This window comes from Zwartia sp. (assembly GCF_049655405.1).
Classification (GTDB): Bacteria; Pseudomonadota; Gammaproteobacteria; order Burkholderiales; family Burkholderiaceae_B; genus Zwartia.
This window is the reverse complement of the sequence record NZ_JBASJR010000013.1, coordinates 185,365-204,328: the sequence shown is the minus strand read 5'-3', so window position 1 is coordinate 204,328 and position 18,964 is coordinate 185,365. Positions and strand designations below refer to the sequence as shown.

The following is an 18,964-nucleotide window of genomic DNA, read 5'->3' as shown; positions in this document are numbered from 1 at the left end:
GTAAGTAATATCAAATTCTTATTGAATAATTTACTTTAAACTAATGATTAATGTTTATCGTTTAACTTATTGAATAAATTGAAGAAATTTCTTGTAGAGGCTTCTTCGATCTCATTAACTGTCACGCCTCGCAAGTTTGCAATCATTTCAGCAACGTGTATGACCTTTGACGGGTCATTTAGTTTTCCTCGGTGAGGTACGGGTGCGAGATAAGGTGAGTCTGTTTCAATTAAAATGCGATCCAAAGGCATGCGGCGAGCGACTTCTTGAAGCTCTGTCGCTTTCTTAAACGTCACAATGCCAGAGAAAGAAATGTAAAAACCCAACTCCATTGAAGCTTGAGCGACTTCCCAGGATTCTGTAAAGCAATGCATGACGCCACGAGCCTCTTGCGCACCCTCTTCTCGCATGATGTCGAGGGTATCTTGTGAAGAGGCGCGTGTGTGAATAATCAGTGGAAGCTTCGTGGCGCGAGCAGCGCGGATATGACGCCTAAAGCGCTCCCGCTGCCAAGTGAGATCACCGGTGAGGCGAAAATAGTCCAGTCCGGTTTCACCGATGGCAATGACCTTTGGGTGCTGGCTACGTTCGATCAGGTCCTCAACGGTCGGCTCGATCGTGTCTTCGTAGTCTGGGTGAACTCCAACAGAGGCGTAAAGAGCATCGTGCTGCTCGACCAGCGCAATGAGTCCAGGCCAGTCTGGCAAATTGACGCTTACGCAGAGTGCACGCCCAACGCCGTTGGTTTTCATTCGCTCGAGAATATCGGGCATTTGCACCGCAAGATCAGGAAAGTTGACGTGGCAATGTGAATCGACAAACATTTATTTATATCCGGATAGTTTTATTTGGCAGGCTTGTGATAGCCGTTGCATGACGGCTTGGGCAAACAGCTTGGCATTGAGGGGGTGACCTGCTACGCGCTTTTGCTCATTGAGCCATGTAGCGAGTTGAGCAAACTGTAACGTGCCACCATGTTTGCCAATCGCAGAGAGCTGTTTGTGTTGCCCGGGGTAATAGCGGCAAGCCAGTCCGTGGGCACTCAAATTCAGGTCAATCGCCAGTCGTTGGCACGCATCCAACCATACTTTAGGGCTGGACTTTGCAAGTTTGTCTGCCAAGTTGCTTAAATCAGGGATCCGTCCCTGCTCAAGGGATGCGAGAAGTTCAATGATCCAGTCTGGGCATGGGCTCTGTTCTGATTCAGACTGATGCTGAGCGAGAAGCGGTGCGCCTCCCGCTGCGGCCAACCATTCGTTCGCCTTTTTAACCCCTTTGCCTTCTAGCCACTGTTGGGCAATGTCCAAGCTTGGCGTGGAAAGAGGCAAACGGCGGCATCGCGATAGTAGTGTGGGCAGCAGTCGATCTGGCGCATCCGCGACTAATAAAAATATTGTCGACGGGGGCGGCTCTTCAAGAACCTTGAGTAAGGTGTTGCCAGAGATCGTCGTGAGCGCTTCAGCCGGATAAATCAAGGCCACCCGCCAGCCCCCCCTGTGCGTGGCATTGTTGAACCAAGGCTCAAGCGAGCGAATTTGTTCGACACGAATATCTTTCGAGGGGGCTCTCTTACTTGAACCTCCTGCTTCTACTATTGCCTCGTCCGAAGCCGACCCGTCTTCCTCGGCCCCAAGCTCCGCACCCTCTTCGGCTGCAACCGCCTCTGGACGAATACGTTTTAAGTCCGGATGATTGCCTCGTGCTATCCAGCCGCAAGCGGGACATTGCCCGCAGGCAAGACCTTGTAGCGGGGCTTCGCACAGAAGTGAGGCGGCCGCGGCAAAGGCGAATTCCCGTTTACCAATCCCGGCAAGCCCATGGATGAGCCAAGCGTGCGCAAACCGGTCTTTGTTGCCAAGCCAGTCGCGCGCGACTTCTGTGTGCCAAGGTAAAAAGTGAGGTTGCATCAGGCTGTGAGGCTCCGAGCCACAAGTAGATTGATTTGTTCAGTGAGCAAGAGGCGTATGTCATCGATAGGAACAGTGGAATCTATGACACTAAAGCGCTCTGGGTATTGGGCGGCACGCGAAAGATAGACCTCTCTAGTACGCAGAAAAAAAGCACTGGCTTCCTGTTCAAAACGATCTTTCTCTCGAGTGCGGTCTAGTCGTTCGCGCGCCACTTCGAGCGGCACATCAAACAACCACGTGCGATCCGGCTGGCAATCTGGATGCACCCACTTCTCAAGTGTGGCGATACGCTCAACGCCTAGCTCACGCCCGCCGCCTTGGTAGGCAAATGTGGCGTCAGTAAAGCGATCACACACCACCCAGGATCCCGCCTCAAGTGCGGGCTGAATCACTTCTTTTAGGTGTTGGGCACGGGCAGCGAACATGAGTAAGGTCTCGCATTCAAGTCCCATAGGCTGATGCAAAAGCAACTCGCGAAGTTTTTCTCCAATCTCGGTTCCACCGGGCTCTCTCGTCGAGATGACTGTGAGGCCGCGTGCTCTGAGTTGATCGACAGTCCATTGGACATGGGTGCTTTTACCTGCACCATCAACGCCTTCAAACGTGAGAAAAAGCCCTCTTTTGACCGTCATCATGGCTTTCGTCCCAAAATGTACTGAGAGACATTTTTATTGTGCTCAGGAAGCGTTCGTGCAAAAGCACTGCTGCCATCGCCTTTGGAAACAAAATATAAAAACTCATGTTTTTCGGGGTTCAGTGCAGCATTGAGCGAAGCTTGACCCACGCTAGCAATAGGGCTGACAGGCAATCCCCCCCGTGTGTAAGTGTTCCATGCGTGGTCTGTTTGCAAATCCTTTTTACGGATTTTGCCGTCGTAGGCCTCTCCCATGCCGTAAATGACGGTGGGATCAGTCTGGAGTGGCATGTTGAGTCGTAATCGATTGATGAAAACCCCTGCGATGCGCGCTCGGTCAGATGCTTTTCCAGTCTCTTTTTCAACAATGGAAGCCAAAATTAGCGCTTGGTAAGGAGAGCGTAAAGGGAGGTTGTCTTGGCGGGTGGCCCAAGCGCGATCGAGCATCTGTTGCTGGGCACGCGCTGCTCGCTGCAAAATCTCAAGATCAGTGGTGCCGATTGGGAAAATATATGTATCCGGAAAAAATAAACCCTCTGCGTAGGGGGCATCCAAGCCAACTTGGGCACGTAACTCTGCATCAGAGCTTGTTTGGAGGCTTTGCTTAATGTCTGGGTGCTGTGCAAGCGCGGCACGAATCTGACGCAGGTTCCAGCCTTCGACAAGCGTAATTTGACGCGAAGTGACATCGCCTTGCGCCATACGACGCAAAATACGCAGGGGCGAGTCGCCTTGAACAAGCTGATATCCACCTGCTTTGATTTTTGTGTCGAGTTCCGTCAGTCGAGCCATCAGGACAAATGCTGCGGGACTCAAAGCGACACGTGCTTGATTAATCTGTGCCGCGATACTTGCGGGTGTTGCTCCCTTGGGAACCAAAATATCAACCTTCGGACTAGGCAATATAAGGGGTTGGTTGACCCAATAGTAGACTGCACCGATAGCGCAAGCTATCGCCACAAGGATGGGCAAGACCACATAGATGAATAGTTTATTGACGGCGCTCATATGTCCGACAGTTTAATATGTCGAGAGGCAGTTGCGGACTGGATCCCCAGAATTTCCCGCACATCGTACGTTTTTAATACTCGTTATCTCGCCAGAGGCATCATGCATCCTTTTTTCGGTCATTCTTCGGTTCAAAACAAGGCATCTCATCTTTCTACTGCAACGGTATATCCGTTGAGTTCGCTGAGTGTCTTTGAGGCCAAGGGTCTGGATGCACTGACATTTCTTCAGGGGCAGCTTACCAATGACATCGTCGCGCCTGGAATCGGCCAATCTCGCTTGGCGGGATATTGCACGGCCCAAGGCAGACTGCTGGCGACCATGGTGCTTGGGCAGGTACCGAATACAGAAGAAGTACCGACCGTTAGAGGCATCATACGTACCGATATTCTGACAGCAGTTTTAAAACGATTGTCGATGTTTGTATTGCGTGCGAAAGTCACCTTGCGTGCCGAGGACTTACACGTCATGGGTGTGTCTGCTCCCGTAAGTCAACTTGCTGCTATGGCTTCGGAAATTGGCCATCCTTTGCCCACAGCACAATGGGAAACACTTCACTCAGCAACAGGTACCTGGATTGTGGCCCCCAGCGCTCTGCCCCCTTCACAAGAGGGCGAAGCCTTGAGCCGCTGGTGGTGGATTGCCGGAGCTGAACATCAAGCTGCTGTTGAAAAACTTCGATTAGGTTGGGCGGTCGCAGAAGCCTCTTCTTGGGACTGTCAGGACATTCAGGCCGGATTGCCCTGGATCGAGGCAAGCACACAGGATCTATTTATTCCTCAAACACTTAATCTTGAGTTGATTGGTGGTGTGAGCTTTACCAAGGGCTGCTACCCAGGTCAGGAGATCGTGGCCCGTAGTCACTATCGCGGAACCGTCAAAAAACGTATGGCCTTGGGGAAACTCATCCCGGCGACCGATCCAGCGCCTTTGCCAGGCTCGGATATTTTTGATGCCTCGCAGTCTGATCAGCCTTGTGGTCGCTTGATTAATATCTCGACCACTAAGGCTGATGGTAAGACTGCTCAATGGGTGTTGTTTGAGTCAAGCTTCGAAGCCTATGATCGACAGCAACTTAGAGCCATTGATGACAAGGGCCCCGTCATTGAAACAGTCGCGCTCCCCTACATTACCCGATAGATCTAGTGCGTGGGGGGGCATTTGTGCGCAGAGACGCAAGTGCTCAACTCACGGCTCGCGCTTAATCAAGTCCACGATGCTCGAAAAGTCCAGTTGACCGTTTCCCTGTGCGCTATGCAGCGCAAACAAATTGCGCGCAAGCTCACCCAAGGCAATGACCGAACCCGTGCTGATGGCGGCTTCGGATGCTAGACCTAAGTCCTTTAACATGAGATCCACCCCAAAGCCGCCTGCATAGCCTTTTGAGGCGGGGACATTTTCCATGACGCCAGGCCAAGGGTTGTATTTTTCAATCGACCAGTTGCAGCCTGAGCTTTTGGAAATAATCTCAGAGAGAACCTTGGGGTCCAGGCCGTTGGCCACACCGAGCGCAAGCGCCTCTGCTGTGCCCGCCATCGCAATACCTAGCAGCATATTGTTGGCAATCTTGGCGACTTGGCCTGCACCTGCTGCACCAGCATGGAAAATATTTTTGCCCATTTTTTCAAGTATGGCTCTCGCCCGCTCGAGGTCACTCGTGTGGCCACCCACGATAAAGGTCAACGTACCAGCGATGGCTCCGCCCGTCCCCCCCGAGACAGGTGCGTCGATCATGCTCAGTCCTCTTTGTGCGGCGGCTTCGGCCACGCGACGGGCGCTGTCGGCAGCAATGGTGCTGCAATCAATGATGAGAGCGTTTTTAGGACATTGCATGAGCAAGCCCTTTTCACCAAGGTAAAGTGCTTCGACATGCTTGCTCGCTGGCAACATGGTGATGACGATTTCTGCATCTTCGACGGCTTGGGCCGCAGAGGCTGCCCCTTGAGCACCCTTCTCGACCAGTGTGGCAACAGATTGCGTCACCAAGTCAAACACCTTGAGTGAGTGTCCTGCTTTCAAAAGGTTGGCGGCCATGGGGGCGCCCATATTGCCTAAACCGATAAACGCAATCTTGCTCATGCTGAATCTCCGAGACGATACAAAGGGTGCTGTTCTGCTGGAAAAGGAAGGGAAAAGAATTTTTTAACCCATTGCTCGTCGGCTTGAGCAAGCGTGGGTGGATTCCACTTGGGCTGTTTGTCTTTGTCAATCAACAAGGCTCGAATACCTTCGGCGAAGTCGCCATGAGCGGCTGCCATGAGTCCAGCAAGCCATTCGACACGGTAGACCTCTGCCAAAGACAGGAGTTTGTTGTGCGCAAGTAGCGCAAAGGTTAATCGTGCAGAACCAGGTGATCCGTGTGCCAGCGTTTTTGCGGCACGCTGTAGCCACGGATCTTGGTGATCGGCCAGTTTTAAAATACTGCTCACGATTCGCTCAAGATCTACGCCACCACACAATTGACGAATCAAGCCAAAATGCTCTTGCAGGGGTTTGTTGGCAGAATCAGGTAAGGTGCTCAGGCCTGAGAGCAATAGGTGCAGCTGATCGTGATTGCTTGCCAAGTCTTTGCGAGCATGTTCGGTCAAGGATGACGTCGCCGTCTCGGACACGTTTTTCCAAGATTGTGTGGTCAAGGCTTCTAAAAGATTTTTCCATTCATCTCTTCGGAGGTGATAATCCGCCATGCCAGCAAACAGTGCGTCATTTGCACCCAGTTGTGCACCAGTCAAGCCGAGAAACAAGCCTGCATTACCTGGTATGCGATTGAGCAGCCAGGTTCCACCCACGTCAGGAAACAGGCCAATCGAGATTTCAGGCATCGCCATGCGTGTCGTCTCAGTGACCACACGATGGCTTGCTCCCATCATGAGACCCATGCCCCCTCCCATCACGATCCCGTCTCCCCAAACCAAAATCGGCTTAGGGAAAGTGTGAATGCGGTAGTCCAGCGCATATTCTTCAGCGAAAAACGTTGCGGCATATGTATTGTTGACAGGAAGACCAGAAGAATTTTCAGTCATGCTGTGATGAAGCGAGTGCAAATCGCCACCAGCGCAAAATGCTTTGTCTCCTGAGCCCCTCAGAATCACAATTGCGATAGAAGCATCTTGAGCCCACTGATCAAGCCGCTGACTCAGCAGCCGAGTCATTTCTAGTGAGAGACCGTTGAGTGTTTTTGGTGCGTTGAGTTGGGCAATTCCAATCTTGCTTTTGCCGACACAGGTCAATTCCTCAAAAATCACTAAATCTGTCACGTTGTCCAATGCTGCGTTCATTTCAGGTCTCCATTTTTTTCTAATAATTGGCGCGCAATAATGACACGCATGATCTCGTTTGTCCCCTCTAAAATCTGGTGCACACGTGTGTCACGTACAAATCTCTCAAGTGGGTAGTCTTTCAAGTATCCATATCCACCAAGCAGTTGCTGCGCGTCCAGGCAAACAGCAAACCCGGTATCGGTCGCAAAGCGTTTAGCCATTGCGCAATAGGTTGAGGCGTCAGCAGAGCCTGCATCAAGCTTGCATGCAGCAAGGCGCACCATTTGTCTGGCTGCCACCGTGTGCGTCACCATGTCAGCAAATTTGAATTGCAATGCTTGAAAGCTGGTTAAAGCTTGATTAAATTGCTTGCGACCTTGCATATAAGTCCGTGCGGTTTCGATGGCACCTTGAGCTGCCCCAACGGAACAGCTCGCAATGTTGATTCGTCCTCCGTCCAAACCGCGCATGGCGATTTTGAAGCCCTCACCTTCTTGACCCAGTAAATGATCAATGGGGACCTCCACATTCTCAAAGCTAATTGCGCGCGTGCTTTGGCTGTTCCATCCCATTTTGCGTTCTTTACGACCATAGGTGATACCCGTGGAATGAGCAGGAACAGCAAAGGCGGAAATGCCACTTGCTCCTGCGGCACCTGTTCGCGCCATGACAATTAAAAGATCTGTCTCACCAGCGCCTGAGATAAACGCTTTAGAGCCATTGAGAACGTAACGGTCCTTGTGAAGCACCGCAGATGTCCGCAGGGACGCTGCATCAGAGCCAGATTCTGGTTCGGTCAGGCAATAAGAGGCGAGCTTTTCGCCTGTGGAGAGAAAGGGTCCCCAGTGTTCGCGCAAGCTTTGACTTCCCCACTGTCCCACCATCCACGTTGCCATGTTGTGAATTGTCAGAAAAGCAGTCGTTGATGGATCAATCGCTGCCATTTCTTCAAATATCAGGCTGGCATCCAAACGTGAAAGACCAAGTCCGCCAATTTCTACGCAAGCATATAGGCCACATAAACCGAGTGTGCCTGCCTCAAGGAGTGCATCGCGTGGAAATATTTCTTCTTGGTCCCAGTGGGCTGCATGTGGTGCAAAGACCCCTTGCGCAAACTCTCTTGCAAGCTGAACGAAGGCCTGTTGCTCATCGTTAAGTTCGATGTCCATCCTGATCTCCTGTTGTCAGTCGGGGGGCTGTTCCCTCTTCTGCGGCCAAGACTCATGACTGAGTCAGGTCATTGACTGGCATTTTCTTTTTGATATTTCTGGTTTTTTCGCGATGTGCTGCACGACGTCTTCTGGCAATTTTTGGATCAACGCGCAAGGGGGCGTAAATTTCGACGCGATCATTATCTTGAAGTTGCTGATGATGGGGGTAGTGCTTTCCAAAAATCCCAACAGATATCGACTCTAAAGTGCTTTCTGGAAATTCAACCAAATAACCAGCAGAAATAATGGATTGAGCAATTGTGCTGCCTGTTGGTAAAGAAAGCTGACGTTGCCATAACCGTCCAGCTGTCGAGGCAGCCACAGTGATGCGGATTATTCCGTCTAAGTGAGTAGGCTTTGTCACTTCATTCATTCGCCATAGCAAGACAGCGCTCGCTGAGTAAAAGAGTCAATAAAACTCGTCGCGATACGATTAAAAATGGGCCCGACTAATGTTTCAAGCGCACGATTTGAAAATGCATAGTTCAATGTAAACAGTACCTTACAGGCATCTTCTGATAAAGATATGAACTGCCACTTACCTGTTAATTCAGAGAATGGACCATCGACAAGCTGAAGTTCTATACAGTTTGGATACTGATGAACATTACGCGTGGTAAAGGTTTGCTTGATGCCAGCCAAGGCAATGGTGATTGAGGCTTGCATCCCCTGAGCGTCGCGCGCAGACACTGTAGCACCGCCACACCAGGGCATAAATTGAGGGTATTTCTCAACATCCGCAACAAGGTCAAACATTTGGCTGGCACTGTGCGGTACAAGAACAGAACGCTCTACGGAATGCATTGTTAATCACTATTGGCTAGAATGATGGGATTTTACCGTTAGACGTTAATCTTAGGGAGCGTCTGTCAGCTTGAATTAGGCTGAGTCACATAGGGCTGAACCACATGAATCGTTTCATGTCTTTGCGCATTGCGTGCGCAAATACGAATAAGGCCTTTCTTTCCGCCGTCTTTTGTTTTTTTATCATCCTTTCTGGATGTGCTTACATTGGGCAGTCCGCAGCGGATGATTTAGATGCCCAACAATTGACCGCATCGCAGGTGCAACCTGTCAGTATCTGGGTGGCCATGCAAGGCAGCTTTGCCTTGGCACCGCTTGATACGCCTCTTGTCGCGCGTCAAATCAAGCACTATTCGGCGAGCGGGACACATCTTCAACAATCGCTAACGCTTGCGAGGCCATACTTATTTTATGTATTAGAAGAGGTTAAAAAGCGCAACATGCCTGCCGAATTGGCTTTGCTTCCTTTTTTGGAAAGCAGTTTCAATGTGCGTCGTGGAAAGGGGCTTAATCCAGCTGGTTTGTGGGGCTTAATGCCTGTGGCAGCTCGCCACCTTAATTTGGCGAATACGCCGTTTAAAGATGACCGTCGTGACATCGTGCGCTCCACAGAAGCTGCATTGGATCTCATGCAAGAACTTTACGCAAAATATGGAGACTGGCATATTGCCCTCGCCGCCTATAACTGGGGCCCTGGCAACGTTTCTAAAGCGATCGATAACAACAAACGTAGAAAGCTTCCTATTCACTACCTCAGTCTGAATATTCCTGCAGAAACGCTTGTATTTGTCCCTAAGCTTCTGGCACTGCGTCAAATTATTGAAAATCCCTCTCAATTTAATGTGGCCTTGCCAGAGATTCCCAATGCACCTTATTTTGCACAAATCGAAGTCAAGCACGCCATTGATATTGGTGTTGTTTTAAAACTAGCCGATATCTCAAGCGATGAGTTTATTGACTTGAACCCATCTTTTAACAAGACTCTGATTCCTGCCGGACAAAATCAAATGCTGCTCTTGCCGGTCACAAAAATCGAACGTTTTGAAAAGCAATACCGTCAATACGATCAGCCACTTTCACAGTGGCGATCAATCATTGTGGATCAGTCTCAAACACTAGATGTCCTAGCAAAAAAATGGGGTGTGGATGCCAACCGGACTCGTCAAATGAATCACTTACGCATGGGAACTAGCTTGCAAGCAGGTGCAATGATCATGATTCCCAAACCAAGTTTGAAAGACGATTGATTAGTTCAACGCACCGGAACAAGCGATAGCGTGTGAGGTGTGCTGCGCATTTGCAATGCTCGCTCGGTAATGGCACGACTTGCAGAGTCGATCCAACTATCGGTAAAGTTTGTGTAGGTTGTCAGACGGACCGTGCCGAAATTGGGTAGATCTCTTACCCTATCAGGTCTCATCAGCATACGTAACTGATCTTTTTGATAGAGCATATCAAACAGACATTCAAAGTCATTTAAAAAGACATATTGGTCTTTAAGTGTACAAGCTTCAAGTTCGCGCTTTGCCAAAACTGAAAGTGTTTTTCGATTGGCATCTGACGGCATCACATCAACCCCTCTTGCGAGTTCAGCGCCTGAGAAGCGGCCCACATTGAAACCATCGATCTGCACAGCGTAGCGGGTGTTCTGCTCGAGTCCTTGTATACGCCAAGTCAAGCTCCTAAGAGCTTCTAGTGATTTGTTACCAAGGAGTTTGCTTTGTTCAGCGTTATAGAGCATTGGAACGGGGGGCAATGCACTGGCAACATTGACAGTGGCACCCGTATTGCGATCGACAGTACTGCGAATTTTTTGGATCTTTTTGGCGTCAGCCCCCACTTGACGAAACTCTGTCTCCATCGTGGATTGACTAACCGTGCTTTGAATCACACTCGGCTCAAGATCTGCACCGATCTGACGTAAGAACTCTGCGGCCATCACAGCATGACCTGCTGCGCTCGGATGAATACGGTCTGGAATCAGTTTGAAATCAGGCTTGGCAGCCGCTGCATTTAATGCTTGTTTCATTGGGTCTTGCCATTGCACCTTAATCACATCTGATTTCACCTGATGTGCACGCATTTCGGCAACAAGACGCTCAAGTTGTCTTTGGCGATCCCAGAGTTTGGCTTGAGCAGGAATACCTGCGGTGTGAGTGGGCGTAGGTTCAACCCAAATAATGCGCTGAACGCCACCTTGTCTGAGGCGCTCAATCGTGGCATCAATATTTTGAATAAATGCGGCATGCGGACTTCCTGCTGGATACGCTGCATCATTCATGCCAAAGTTCACGACAACAACGGAAGGCCGTTGTGACAACACATCTGAGTCAAGTCTGTTCAAACCATTGAGCGCTGAATGCCCCCCTATTCCAGCATTGATAAACGTCAGGTTCAAGTCTGGTCTTCTTAATAGGAAAAATGCTTCAACATAGCGGCCATAAGTATGAGCTGCAGTAATGCTGTCCCCTAGCCAAACAATTCGATCTCCGGGCACCAAAAGCAGTCCGTTAGTCGGTCTGGGGCCCGAAGGCAGCTTGGGCGTTTGGGCCTGTGATTCAGTCGTTGACGATTGTTGAGTGGTATGTGGTGAGGTGCGATCTGTTTGTGCACAGGATGCCATTGTAAAACTTAGGCTTGAGAGCAGACAGACGAGAACGGCTCTCCCGCGCTGAGTGTGTCTAACAGCGACTGAAGACTTTGACGGGGACATAACATTCTCCTGATAAATCGAAACTGATGTGTAGAGTAGCTGACTAAACTTATTGTGCTTTATCACTGACTGCAGCAGACGCTTGCGTTTTTCCCGCGGCATCCTCTTGCTGCTTGAGACGACGTTTTTCAGCTTCCGTGAGCCAAGCCGTTGAACTGCCTCGCGCAACTTGGCGCATTCTTTCCTGGTGCGCGCCTGAGTTAGCCGTAATGGTGGCGTTGACAAAAACAAGGTCAGTCACCCCGAACGTATCTACGATGTCCTGAATGTTCCGAGAAACGTAACGATAATCCAGCACGACAACACGATCAAAATGCGGAAGCAGATATGGAGCGAAAGCATTGCCATAAGAGTTTTTCACGACTAAGGCCGTACGACCTGTTCCAGCACTTGTATTCGAAACCAGTAAAGGGATGTCGCCACCTAAGAAAACGATATAACCCCTGCTCTTTTCAGCGAAAAAGGGCTGAGGCATCGGTGTTTTCTGTTGGGGACCGGCATATTGCGTGCCATCGAAGGTCACAGTTGTAGGAACGTAGTAATAAGATTCCTTGTCGGCATTTCTTAACTCCGGCGCTTGTGTCAAACTCCAAAAGGATCCAGCAACGCCTGGAACTGAGCGTTTACTAAAGGCGGATAACTCTAATGGCGTCACTCCATTGGCACGCGCCCAGGCTCGATAGGCATAATAAGCGCCAAGCCCCGTCCAGTGATGGTCTGATTTAAAAAAAAGCGCTTCGTCTTGATGACCTTCCATTTCCGTTACGACATCTGCAAAACGCACTTCAGGTAGTAACGCTGCGCGCATCGCCGCTAGATTTTTGGGTTCTGAAGTTGTTTTAGCGCGCGCTGCAGGTGGCAGATAAAAATGACTGCTTGTCGGAGTCACAACTACAGTCGATGTCATGCCAGGACGTTTTTTTGCAACGAGCTCCACCCAGGTGTTGACAGCATTCGCATAGCCTTGTGCACCGCGGTCTGTTCCTTGAAACATAAATAGCGCTTGTCCCTCATGCAATAAAACTCCACCTACTACATTCAAGGGCTTAGCCTGCGTAGCCTCCACGGGACTTGACTGCTTTGCTTCTGGGGGCTTAGGTGCGACGACAATAGGCTTGGTGGGCTGAGGAATGATGAGTTTTGGTGGTGCAGAGTCGATTGACGTGGGCGGAGCAACTGAAGCGATGACCTCAGGTGCTTCAATGGAGGGTTTAATAGAATCCGTAGGGGTCTCTAATGGAAGGTTCATTGGGGGAGTCATCTTCGTTTCCGTCTCTTCTTTTTTTTCATTTTCTGAGACTGGATCAACGGTTAATTCTTTGTCAGACCCCACATTTGAGATGTTGGGGATGATAGTTTGTTCATGCGAGATGGGTGTGTTGACAACGATAAGTTCAGTGTTCGCTGGTTGATCTGGCGCCTCAGATTCAGCAACATCATTCGTGTCATGCGTTTGAGTCGGTACATCGGGGGACGGATCTTCAGTGGCACTTGCCCACTTACTAACATCTTCAAAACCTGTTTCAGCACCTTTGAACTGAATGACGCGATCGCCAAGCTGAACTCCACGGTAAGTACGAATAGCAAATGCTGCTTCAGTCAACCAGCGTCTGCCTGGAAAATGGTCTGCGACGTATTTTTCAATATCTCTCGAATAAGAGCCGTCTAAAAGCGTTTGTGATGATAAGGTCGGCCAGTTGGCGAGGCGACGATTTTCAAGTTCGGAGACAGATTGATTGAGTCGCAAGGTCAGCGCAAACAAAACGCCAAATACGCTGATGAGTCCAATCACCATCAGCGCATGAAATGCGTGATGAGTCGAGCGTGATGTCGTGGCGTGATCGCTGCGATTTGTCATAACTAAAAGCGGAAATAAAGAAAAGGGTTGTAACTTTGCCCGACCAACAAGGCCGTTGAGCTCAACAGTAGAAAACTATCAGTCATCAGTAACGTCAGCGTTTGTGCAGATGCTGACCATTGATTAAAGCGACACCAGCGAAAATGCTTTTGTAGCCAATCACCAACGGGCATGCACCATAAAATAGCAATCAGTATCCAAACAGCGTGTGAAGCCAGATCATCAAGCGTAGAAATTCCGATTGTCGGAGTTTGGCTTGTTCCAAAGAGTATTTGAAAAAATGCCATTAAGCGCGACAAGTCCGTAAAGTAAAAGAGCGCCCAGCCAAGCGTCACAATCATCATCAAGTACAAATGACTGATTGCAATAGGTAGTGCATTTAATAGGCGTTCAATAAACAGTCTTTCTAGCGCAATCCAGACTCCAAAATAGAGTCCCCAGAGCATAAAGTTCCAGCTTGCGCCATGCCAAAAACCAGTTAACGCCCAGACAATGAATAAATTACGTAAGGCCCAACTTTTGTTTCCACCGAGCGGGATATAAACATAGTCTCTAAAAAAGGTCCCGAGTGAAATATGCCAGCGACGCCAAAAGTCTGTGACTGATTTTGCGATGTAGGGATAGTTAAAGTTTTCCCGGTAATGAAAGCCGAACATCATGCCCAAGCCAATCGCCATGTCCGAGTAAGCGGAAAAATCAAAATAAATTTGAATCGTAAACATAGCGAGACCCAGCCAGGCATCCGCAGTCGACAGGGTTGATAAGTCACTGCCTAAGGTACGTTGCGCCCATTCACCGGCAACGTTCGCGATAAACACCTTTTTAAACAAGCCCACGCATACGCGATGCAGCCCTTGGCTAAAGTCACTCCAGGTATGGATTCTGTTGTTAATTTCGTTCGCGATGTGGACGTAACGAACAATTGGACCCGCCACGAGCTGATGAAAAAGGCTCACATACAACAGAAAATCCAGGAAGCGACGCTGTGCCCTCACCTCACCACGATAAACATCCACAACATAAGAAAGAATCTGGAAGGTATAGAAAGAAATGCCGATCGGTAGAGCAAAGCCAGGGTTATTCAGACCAGTGACAAAGGCATAGTTAATGTTTTCGACAATAAAGTCGCTATATTTAAAGGTGGCCAATAAACAAAGATTTGAAAGAACAGCAAAAAACACAGCAATTTTTTTACCTGTCGTTGTTTTTGCTTGTTCGACCCAGATGCCGACCAACCATCCAACCCAAGAGCTCAAGACAAGTAGTGCGACCCAAACGGGTTCACCCCAGCCGTAAAAAAAGAAGCTGGCAGCAATCAAAATAAGATTTTGAGCTTTTGTTGCGTGTCCGCGAGTCGAAGTCGCCCCAGTTTCGCTTGGGCTACGAATCCTTGAGCCTATCAAATAGTAGATAATGAGACTGACTGGTAAAAACAGGTAAAGAAAAACCAGTGAGGAAAAAACCATGTCAGCCTATGATCGACTTTGTTGTATAGGCAATATGCCAGTGCGAAGTGTTTATTTTTAGAAATATTTAGTAACCAGAATTTTAACGATTATTAGTTATCATTGAGTGTTTTTGAGCAGTTTTGATAGATAAATTGCTTGTTGAAACTGATTTTGTTGCAATTGCGTCATTGACGCTGGGATCTTATGAGCATTATCGAAAACCGGAAGGCTTTCCACGACTACACCATCGAAGAGCGTTTTGAAGCTGGACTTGTCCTTCAGGGCTGGGAAGTGAAAGCCATTCGCGCTGGGCGTGCTCAACTCAAAGAAAGCTATGTGGTGGTGTTGGACGGTGCATTGTGGCTGCTCGGGATGCATGTCAGTCCCCTTCACTCTGCCTCAACGCACATCCATCCTGATGCGATGAGGACACGCAAGCTTTTGCTTAAGGCCGAAGAAATTAGCAAACTGATTGGAAAAGTCGAACAGCGTGGCTATGCATTAGTCCCGATCAATTTGCACTTTAAAAATGGTCGCATCAAACTTGATTTCGGTCTGGGCAAAGGCAAGAAATTGCACGATAAGCGGGATGCCGCGCAGGAAAAAGACTGGGCGCGTGAAAAAGAACGCTTAATGAAACACGATACGCGCACACGCGACTAGCGTATGCGCGCATTTCTCCATTGGCCCGCCTTGTCTTTGACGGGCCAAACATACCTCATACGCTCGCTAGTTTTTTCCAAGTCTCAACCACTGTGTCTGGATTGAGGGACATCGATAGGATGCCCTCTTCTTTGAGCCAAATCGCGAAATCAGCATAGTCACTGGGTCCTTGTCCACAAATCCCCACATACTTGTTTGCTTTTAAGCATGCTTGAATCGCACGTCTAAGCATGAATTTGACCGCATCGTCACGCTCATCGAAATCAGTCGCAAGCAACTCCATGCCTGAGTCTCGGTCAAGTCCAAGCGTCAGCTGAGTCATATCATTCGAGCCGATAGAGAAACCGTCAAAATGCTCAAGGAACTGTTCCGCCAAAATTGCGTTAGACGGGACTTCACACATCATGATGATACGGAGTCCATTCTCACCGCGTACCAAGCCGTGTGACGCCAGAAGCTGAATCACGCGCTCAGCCTGTTTGACTGTTCGGACAAACGGCACCATGATTTCGACGTTGGTTAAACCCATGTCATTGCGTACACGCTTAAGGGCCTCACACTCCATTTTGAAACACTCAGCAAAGTCCGCTGAGATATATCTCGATGCTCCGCGAAAACCCAGCATTGGATTTTCTTCCTCGGGCTCATAACGGGAGCCACCGACAAGCTTGCGATATTCGTTTGATTTAAAGTCTGATAGCCTGACGATGACAGTCTTTGGATAAAACGCAGCACCAATCGTAGCAATCCCGTCAGCGAGTTTTTCCACAAAAAAGGCACGTGGGCTCGCATGCCCGCGAGCAGCCGACTCCACTGCAATCTTGAGTTCAGCATCTACATTTGGATAATCCAAAACAGCTTTAGGATGTATGCCGATATTGTTATTAATAATGAACTCTAGACGCGCCAGTCCAACGCCGTCATTGGGGATTTGAGAAAAATCAAAGGCAAGCTGTGGGTTGCCGACGTTCATCATCACCTTAAGACCGACGTCAGGCATTTCGCCGCGTCTAACTTCTTCGATCTCAGTTTCGATGAGACCATCGTAGATTCGGCCCTCATCGCCTTCTGCGCATGACACAGTGACTTGTTGTCCTTCTGTGAGTCGATCAGTGGCATCTGCGCACCCTACTACTGCTGGAATCCCCAGTTCGCGCGCAATAATTGCTGCATGGCAGGTGCGACCGCCCCGATTGGTCACAATGGCGGAAGCTCTTTTCATGACAGGTTCCCAATTTGGGTCTGTCATATCAGTAACCAGCACGTCACCGGGTTGAACTTTATCCATTTCAGAAAGGTCGCTGACAATGCGAACTGGACCAGAACCAATTTTTTGACCAATCGAACGTCCGGTCACAATCACCTTGCCCGTCGCTTTGAGGCGATAGCGTTGCTGGACATCGTTATTGCTTTGTTGCGATTTAACCGTCTCAGGTCTTGCTTGGAGAATATAAATTTTTCCATCTACACCATCACGTCCCCACTCGATATCCATCGGACGCTGATAATGCTTTTCAATAATGACTGCGTAACGTGCGAGCTCAATGACTTCATCATCGGTCAGGGAGAAACGGTTACGTTCAGAAACAGGGACATCTACCGTGCGAACTGCTCGACCCTCTGTGCGCTCGGAGTCAAATTCCATTTTGAGTAATTTTGAACCAATGCGTCGATTGACGATGGGGTAATGCCCCGAGGCCAGTGTTGGTTTGAAAACGTAGAACTCATCTGGATTGACTGCACCTTGAACAACGGTCTCACCTAAGCCATAAGAGGATGTAATGAACACAACATCTTCAAAGCCTGATTCAGTGTCAAGGGTAAACATGACGCCAGCACTACCCTTGTCAGAGCGCACCATACGTTGAATACCCGCAGAAAGGGCAACATCCGCGTGTGCAAAACCTTTATGAACACGATAAGAAATCGCGCGGTCGTTATACAGGGAGGCAAAAACGTGGCGGATTTTATCAATCACGTCATCAAAACCGACGACGTTAAGATACGTTTCTTGTTGACCTGCAAATGAGGCATCAGGAAGGTCTTCGGCTGTAGCGGAAGAGCGCACAGCGAATGAACCCTTTCCATCGGCAACCAACGCACTAAAAGCAGATTTGATATCGTGATGCAACTGCTCAGGTAGTGGCGCATCAACAATCCATTGACGAATTTCAGCACCCGCGACCGCGAGCTCACGGACATCATCTGGATTCAGTGTTGAAAGACGATTTGCGATGCGCGTGTCTAGCCCCGTTCCAGACAAAAAGTCTCGAAAGGCCTGGGCTGTTGTGGCAAAGCCGCCCGGTACGCGCACACCAGCATCTGCAAGCTGGCTAATCATTTCGCCTAAAGAGGCGTTCTTTCCTCCAACAGAGTCAACATCCGACATGCGGAGCTGCTCAAAAGACACGACATATGACATGAAAGTCACCCTATAACAATGTGAGAAAGCGAGTTTGGTTAGAACTGCATCTCCCATCGACTCTAGTGAATAGAGTATGGTGCTGAAGGATGCATGCGCTAACCAAACTGGCCTGAGCTGTCTGGGGTGACTTATATACTAGTCTATTGTTGCACTGCATTATACTACTCAGGCACCCGACTTCGGATCAAAATTCATGACCTCACCCGCCACCGAACGCACTGTTTTTATTATCTCTGATGGCACAGGGATCACTGCAGAAACTTTTAGTCATTCTGTCTTGTCTCAGTTTGAGTCAGTGACCTTTCGACAAGTACGCGTTCCGTTTATTGACTCTGTAGAAAAAGCGGACACCGTTGTCCAGCGGATTAACCGGTGCGCCGCGGATCAAGGAACCCCCCCTATTGTCTTTACAACACTTGTTAACCCTGACGTTTTAGGGCGTGTCAAACTTGCCAATGCGTTGTTTTTAGATTTGTTTGGTGCTTTTGTCGAGCCGCTTGAGCACAACCTTGGCATGAAATCGAGCCATTCGATCGGCAAGTCTCACAAGGCGGTTAGCTCAACCCAATATCGCAATCGTATAGAAGCCATCAATTTCAGCCTAGCGCATGATGATGGACAATTTGTCTCTGGACTCGCGCAGGCAGATGTAATTTTGGTGGGAGTTTCGCGATGCGGAAAAACACCTACCAGTCTTTATTTAGCGATGCAGTACGGCATTAAAGCCGCCAACTTCCCGCTGATCCCAGAAGATTTTGACCGAGGCGCACTGCCCTCAACTTTGATGCCACACCGTGCCAAGTTGTTTGGTTTGACGATTCAGCCTGAGCGTTTGATGGAAGTTCGACATGAGCGCCGCCCCGATAGTCTTTATGCTTCATTGCCACAGTGCAGGCACGAGGTCGCTGAGGCCGAGCGGCTGATGCGACGTGAGTCGATTCCGATGTTATCGACAACAACTAAGTCGATCGAAGAGATTTCAACAACCGTGCTTCAAGAAGTGGGCCTCGATCGGCATTCGGCCTACTAA

At 49.3% G+C, this 18,964-nt stretch carries 17 protein-coding genes; 4 read left to right on the top strand and 13 right to left on the bottom strand.

What is annotated here, in order from left to right:
- Positions 1 to 47 precede the first annotated feature (47 nt).
- Genes WBJ47_RS12415 through mltG form a run of 4 tightly spaced genes read right to left on the bottom strand, consistent with a single transcriptional unit; the run spans position 48 to position 3,552 of the window.
- Entirely contained in the window at positions 48 to 824 is a 777-nt protein-coding gene (locus tag WBJ47_RS12415) for a TatD family hydrolase (RefSeq protein WP_422244307.1), read from the bottom strand.
- A complete protein-coding gene (gene holB / locus WBJ47_RS12410; protein WP_422244446.1) occupies positions 825 to 1,910 on the bottom strand; it encodes a DNA polymerase III subunit delta' in 1,086 nt (361 codons plus the stop codon).
- Complete coding sequence (gene tmk / locus WBJ47_RS12405; protein WP_422244306.1) at positions 1,907 to 2,545, bottom strand: dTMP kinase; 639 nt, start codon at positions 2,543 to 2,545, stop codon at positions 1,907 to 1,909. The genes holB and tmk overlap by 4 nt, the downstream gene beginning before the upstream one ends.
- The gene (gene mltG, locus WBJ47_RS12400; RefSeq protein ID WP_422244304.1) at positions 2,542 to 3,552 is read right to left on the bottom strand and encodes an endolytic transglycosylase MltG; all 1,011 of its coding nucleotides are present in this window, start codon (positions 3,550 to 3,552) and stop codon (positions 2,542 to 2,544) included. Before mltG ends, tmk begins: the two co-directional genes overlap by 4 nt.
- 102 nt (positions 3,553 to 3,654) lie before the next feature.
- On the opposite strand from mltG, the gene WBJ47_RS12395 reads away from it, so the two are divergent.
- Positions 3,655 to 4,692 carry a YgfZ/GcvT domain-containing protein gene (locus WBJ47_RS12395; protein WP_422244303.1) on the top strand — a complete coding sequence of 346 codons (1,038 nt, stop codon included), beginning with the start codon at positions 3,655 to 3,657 and terminating at the stop codon, positions 4,690 to 4,692.
- Between the two features lie 48 nt (positions 4,693 to 4,740).
- On the opposite strand, the gene mmsB is transcribed toward WBJ47_RS12395, so the two are convergent.
- Genes mmsB through WBJ47_RS12370 form a run of 5 tightly spaced genes read right to left on the bottom strand, consistent with a single transcriptional unit; the run spans position 4,741 to position 8,827 of the window.
- Positions 4,741 to 5,631 (bottom strand): 3-hydroxyisobutyrate dehydrogenase, encoded by an 891-nt coding sequence (gene mmsB, locus WBJ47_RS12390; RefSeq protein ID WP_422244302.1) that lies wholly within the window; start codon positions 5,629 to 5,631, stop codon positions 4,741 to 4,743.
- Positions 5,628 to 6,830, bottom strand: a complete 1,203-nt coding sequence (locus WBJ47_RS12385; protein ID WP_422244301.1) for an enoyl-CoA hydratase/isomerase family protein — start codon at positions 6,828 to 6,830, stop codon at positions 5,628 to 5,630. The genes mmsB and WBJ47_RS12385 overlap by 4 nt, the downstream gene beginning before the upstream one ends.
- A complete protein-coding gene (locus WBJ47_RS12380; RefSeq protein ID WP_422244300.1) occupies positions 6,827 to 7,981 on the bottom strand; it encodes an acyl-CoA dehydrogenase family protein in 1,155 nt (384 codons plus the stop codon). The genes WBJ47_RS12385 and WBJ47_RS12380 overlap by 4 nt, the downstream gene beginning before the upstream one ends.
- A gap of 52 nt (positions 7,982 to 8,033) precedes the next feature.
- Positions 8,034 to 8,387 (bottom strand): RnfH family protein, encoded by a 354-nt coding sequence (locus WBJ47_RS12375; RefSeq protein ID WP_422244299.1) that lies wholly within the window; start codon positions 8,385 to 8,387, stop codon positions 8,034 to 8,036.
- A gap of 5 nt (positions 8,388 to 8,392) precedes the next feature.
- Positions 8,393 to 8,827: a type II toxin-antitoxin system RatA family toxin gene (locus tag WBJ47_RS12370; protein WP_422244298.1), complete on the bottom strand. Its 435-nt coding sequence runs from the start codon at positions 8,825 to 8,827 to the stop codon at positions 8,393 to 8,395.
- A 104-nt stretch (positions 8,828 to 8,931) separates the two neighbouring features.
- On the opposite strand from WBJ47_RS12370, the gene WBJ47_RS12365 reads away from it, so the two are divergent.
- Complete coding sequence (locus tag WBJ47_RS12365) at positions 8,932 to 10,074, top strand: transglycosylase SLT domain-containing protein (RefSeq protein ID WP_422244297.1); 1,143 nt, start codon at positions 8,932 to 8,934, stop codon at positions 10,072 to 10,074.
- Positions 10,075 to 10,079: 5 nt separating this feature from the next.
- Here the strand turns inward: WBJ47_RS12365 and WBJ47_RS12360 are convergent, their stop codons facing one another.
- Genes WBJ47_RS12360 through WBJ47_RS12350 form a run of 3 tightly spaced genes read right to left on the bottom strand, consistent with a single transcriptional unit; the run spans position 10,080 to position 14,864 of the window.
- Positions 10,080 to 11,540, bottom strand: a complete 1,461-nt coding sequence (locus WBJ47_RS12360; RefSeq protein ID WP_422244296.1) for an SGNH/GDSL hydrolase family protein — start codon at positions 11,538 to 11,540, stop codon at positions 10,080 to 10,082.
- Positions 11,541 to 11,589: 49 nt separating this feature from the next.
- Positions 11,590 to 13,398 carry a DHHW family protein gene (locus tag WBJ47_RS12355; RefSeq protein ID WP_424585320.1) on the bottom strand — a complete coding sequence of 603 codons (1,809 nt, stop codon included), beginning with the start codon at positions 13,396 to 13,398 and terminating at the stop codon, positions 11,590 to 11,592.
- A gap of 2 nt (positions 13,399 to 13,400) precedes the next feature.
- On the bottom strand, positions 13,401 to 14,864 hold the full coding sequence (locus tag WBJ47_RS12350) for an MBOAT family O-acyltransferase (RefSeq protein WP_422245372.1): 1,464 nt from the start codon (positions 14,862 to 14,864) through the stop codon (positions 13,401 to 13,403).
- 186 nt (positions 14,865 to 15,050) lie between these two features.
- On the opposite strand from WBJ47_RS12350, the gene smpB reads away from it, so the two are divergent.
- The gene (gene smpB, locus WBJ47_RS12345) at positions 15,051 to 15,509 is read left to right on the top strand and encodes an SsrA-binding protein SmpB (RefSeq protein ID WP_290239684.1); all 459 of its coding nucleotides are present in this window, start codon (positions 15,051 to 15,053) and stop codon (positions 15,507 to 15,509) included.
- A 55-nt stretch (positions 15,510 to 15,564) separates the two neighbouring features.
- Here the strand turns inward: smpB and ppsA are convergent, their stop codons facing one another.
- Positions 15,565 to 17,931, bottom strand: a complete 2,367-nt coding sequence (gene ppsA / locus WBJ47_RS12340) for a phosphoenolpyruvate synthase (protein ID WP_422245370.1) — start codon at positions 17,929 to 17,931, stop codon at positions 15,565 to 15,567.
- A 196-nt stretch (positions 17,932 to 18,127) separates the two neighbouring features.
- Between ppsA and ppsR the strand changes: the two genes are divergently transcribed.
- On the top strand, positions 18,128 to 18,964 hold the full coding sequence (ppsR, locus tag WBJ47_RS12335) for a posphoenolpyruvate synthetase regulatory kinase/phosphorylase PpsR (protein ID WP_422245368.1): 837 nt from the start codon (positions 18,128 to 18,130) through the stop codon (positions 18,962 to 18,964).

Bases quoted from the DNA above. Each gene is read 5' to 3' on its own strand.
- WBJ47_RS12415 (WP_422244307.1), bottom strand. From the start codon at position 824: ATGTTTGTCGATTCACATTGCCACGTCAACTTTCCTGATCTTGCGGTG.
- tmk (WP_422244306.1), bottom strand. From the start codon at position 2,545: ATGATGACGGTCAAAAGAGGGCTTTTTCTCACGTTTGAAGGCGTTGAT.
- mltG (WP_422244304.1), bottom strand. From the start codon at position 3,552: ATGAGCGCCGTCAATAAACTATTCATCTATGTGGTCTTGCCCATCCTT.
- WBJ47_RS12395 (WP_422244303.1), top strand. From the start codon at position 3,655: ATGCATCCTTTTTTCGGTCATTCTTCGGTTCAAAACAAGGCATCTCAT.
- mmsB (WP_422244302.1), bottom strand. From the start codon at position 5,631: ATGAGCAAGATTGCGTTTATCGGTTTAGGCAATATGGGCGCCCCCATG.
- WBJ47_RS12385 (WP_422244301.1), bottom strand. From the start codon at position 6,830: ATGAACGCAGCATTGGACAACGTGACAGATTTAGTGATTTTTGAGGAA.
- WBJ47_RS12380 (WP_422244300.1), bottom strand. From the start codon at position 7,981: ATGGACATCGAACTTAACGATGAGCAACAGGCCTTCGTTCAGCTTGCA.
- WBJ47_RS12370 (WP_422244298.1), bottom strand. From the start codon at position 8,827: ATGCATTCCGTAGAGCGTTCTGTTCTTGTACCGCACAGTGCCAGCCAA.
- WBJ47_RS12365 (WP_422244297.1), top strand. From the start codon at position 8,932: ATGAATCGTTTCATGTCTTTGCGCATTGCGTGCGCAAATACGAATAAG.
- WBJ47_RS12360 (WP_422244296.1), bottom strand. From the start codon at position 11,540: ATGTCCCCGTCAAAGTCTTCAGTCGCTGTTAGACACACTCAGCGCGGG.
- WBJ47_RS12355 (WP_424585320.1), bottom strand. From the start codon at position 13,398: ATGACAAATCGCAGCGATCACGCCACGACATCACGCTCGACTCATCAC.
- WBJ47_RS12350 (WP_422245372.1), bottom strand. From the start codon at position 14,864: ATGGTTTTTTCCTCACTGGTTTTTCTTTACCTGTTTTTACCAGTCAGT.
- smpB (WP_290239684.1), top strand. From the start codon at position 15,051: ATGAGCATTATCGAAAACCGGAAGGCTTTCCACGACTACACCATCGAA.
- ppsA (WP_422245370.1), bottom strand. From the start codon at position 17,931: ATGTCATATGTCGTGTCTTTTGAGCAGCTCCGCATGTCGGATGTTGAC.
- ppsR (WP_422245368.1), top strand. From the start codon at position 18,128: ATGACCTCACCCGCCACCGAACGCACTGTTTTTATTATCTCTGATGGC.